The organism is Pseudomonas fluorescens (assembly GCF_902497875.1).
Classification (GTDB): domain Bacteria; phylum Pseudomonadota; class Gammaproteobacteria; order Pseudomonadales; family Pseudomonadaceae; genus Aquipseudomonas; species Aquipseudomonas fluorescens_BR.
Genome location: NZ_CABVHY010000102.1, coordinates 1 through 1,877, shown reverse-complemented (window position 1 = coordinate 1,877; position 1,877 = coordinate 1). Strand labels below are relative to the sequence as shown.

General features: G+C 62.6%; 1 protein-coding gene and 1 pseudogene. One reads left to right on the top strand and one right to left on the bottom strand.

Annotated features, from left to right (window positions below; genetic code table 11):
• Positions 1-135 (top strand): annotated as a pseudogene (locus tag F8N85_RS33835) (spermidine/putrescine ABC transporter substrate-binding protein PotF); the annotation flags it as partial.
• 86 nt (positions 136-221) lie between these two features.
• Here the strand turns inward: F8N85_RS33835 and F8N85_RS33830 are convergent.
• Positions 222-1,877, bottom strand: a 1,656-nt coding sequence (locus F8N85_RS33830; RefSeq protein ID WP_150806453.1) for an L-lactate permease, incomplete at its 5' end; no start/stop codon positions are given.

Here is a 1,877-nt window from a genome sequence, read left to right as displayed (position 1 = left end):
CCGTCGGTGAAGCAGGACCTGGCGATTTACCCACAGAAAACGGTGATGGATAAGCTGTTCACCGTAGAGGATCTCCCCGCTGCCATCGCACGGTTGAGTACTCGTCTGTGGACCAAGCTGAAAACCAACACCTGACGGTATCTCTCCTGGTGATCCCACAAATGGTGCAGCTGCTACGAGAGCCCCGTCCTTGGGCCGAGAAAATCAACCACGTCGCGTCATCAAGGCCCGCCCACCACCATATGGCTGAAGGGCACCACATACGCCTGCAACGTCACCAGCCCACCGACCAGAATGGCCAGGATGATGGAGTGGAAAAACACATAACGCAGGATTTCCCCTTCATGGCCGTACCAGCGGGTGGCGGTGGAGGCCACCACGATCGACTGGGCGTCGACCATCTTGCCCATGACCCCGCCGGAACTGTTGGCGGCGGCCATCAATACCGGGCTGATCCCCAGTTGCTCGGCGGTCACCCGTTGCAGGCCGCCGAACAGTACGTTGGAGGCCGTGTCCGAGCCGGTCAAGGCCACGCCGAGCCAGCCGAGGAGGGTGCCGAACAAGGGGTAGAAGATGCCGGTGGCGGCGAAGGCCAGGCCCATGGTGGCGTCAAGGCCGGAGTAGCGGGTGAGAAAGCCGAGGGCGAGCATGGCCACGATCGTAATGAGCGAGTAACGCACCACCCACAGCGTTCGCAGGTATTGGTGGATCAGTTGCGGGATGGAATAACCCATCAGCAATCCACCCAGGATCGCCGCCAGCAGGATGCCGCTACCGGTGCTGGTGAACCAGTTGAACTTGTAGACCGCTTCCTCGGTTTTGGCCGCGGGCACCACGGGCGGAACCTTCTCGATCTGCTGGTGAATGGTGGTGAAGGTCAGGGTCGGGGCGAAGATCGGGTTCGCTTCGCGCATCGGCTTGCCCTGGGGATCGAGCTTGGCCGAGCTGGTTTGCGGATCTACAGCCTGCCGGGTATCGAACATGTTTTTGAAGCTCTGGGTGCCCCAGGCGAAGACGAAGACCGTGAGGATGATCCACGGCATCCAGGCGCGCATGACCGCGGGTTTGACATCGCTGGCAAAGGTCGCGCTGGCCACGGGTTGTTCGTCATGCTCCTCAGCTATTTTGGAGTTGTCGACCCGCCCGGACAGGGCTGCGGAGGTATGCACGGTGGCCGGCTTCCAGACCCTGAGGAAACCGGTCAGGCTGGCCATGGAAATCAGCGCGGCGATCACGTCCACCAGCATCGGCCCGTGGTAGTTGGACACGAGGAACTGCGGCACGGCGAAGCTGACCCCGGCGACCAGGATCGCCGGCCAGATTTCCAGCATCTTGCGCCAGCCGGCGAAGGCCCAGATCAACCAGAACGGCACGATCACCGAGAAGAACGGCAATTGCCGGCCGACCATCATCGACAGCTCCATTTCATCCAGCCCGGTCACCTTGGCCAGGGTGATGATGGGCGTGCCCAGGGCGCCGAATGCCACGGGCGCGGTATTGGCGATCAACGCCAGGCCGGACGCGGCCAGGGGCGAGAAGCCCAACCCGATCAAAATGGCCCCGGTGACCGCCACGGGCGTGCCGAAGCCGGCAGCCCCTTCGAAGAAAGCCCCGAAGCAGAAGGCAATCAGCAGCAATTGCAGACGGCGATCGTCGGTGATGCGCGTCAGGGAGTCTTGCAGCACCTTGAACGAGCCGTTCTCGGTGGTAAGCCGATGCAGGAAGATGATGTTGAGCACGATCCAGCCAATCGGCAGCAGGCCGTTGGCGGCGCCATACAGCGCGGCTGAGCCCGCCATGTTCGCGGGCATGCCGAAGGCGAAGATCGCGATCAGCAAGGCCGACGTAAGAGCCAGCAGCGCCGCCAGATGCGCCTT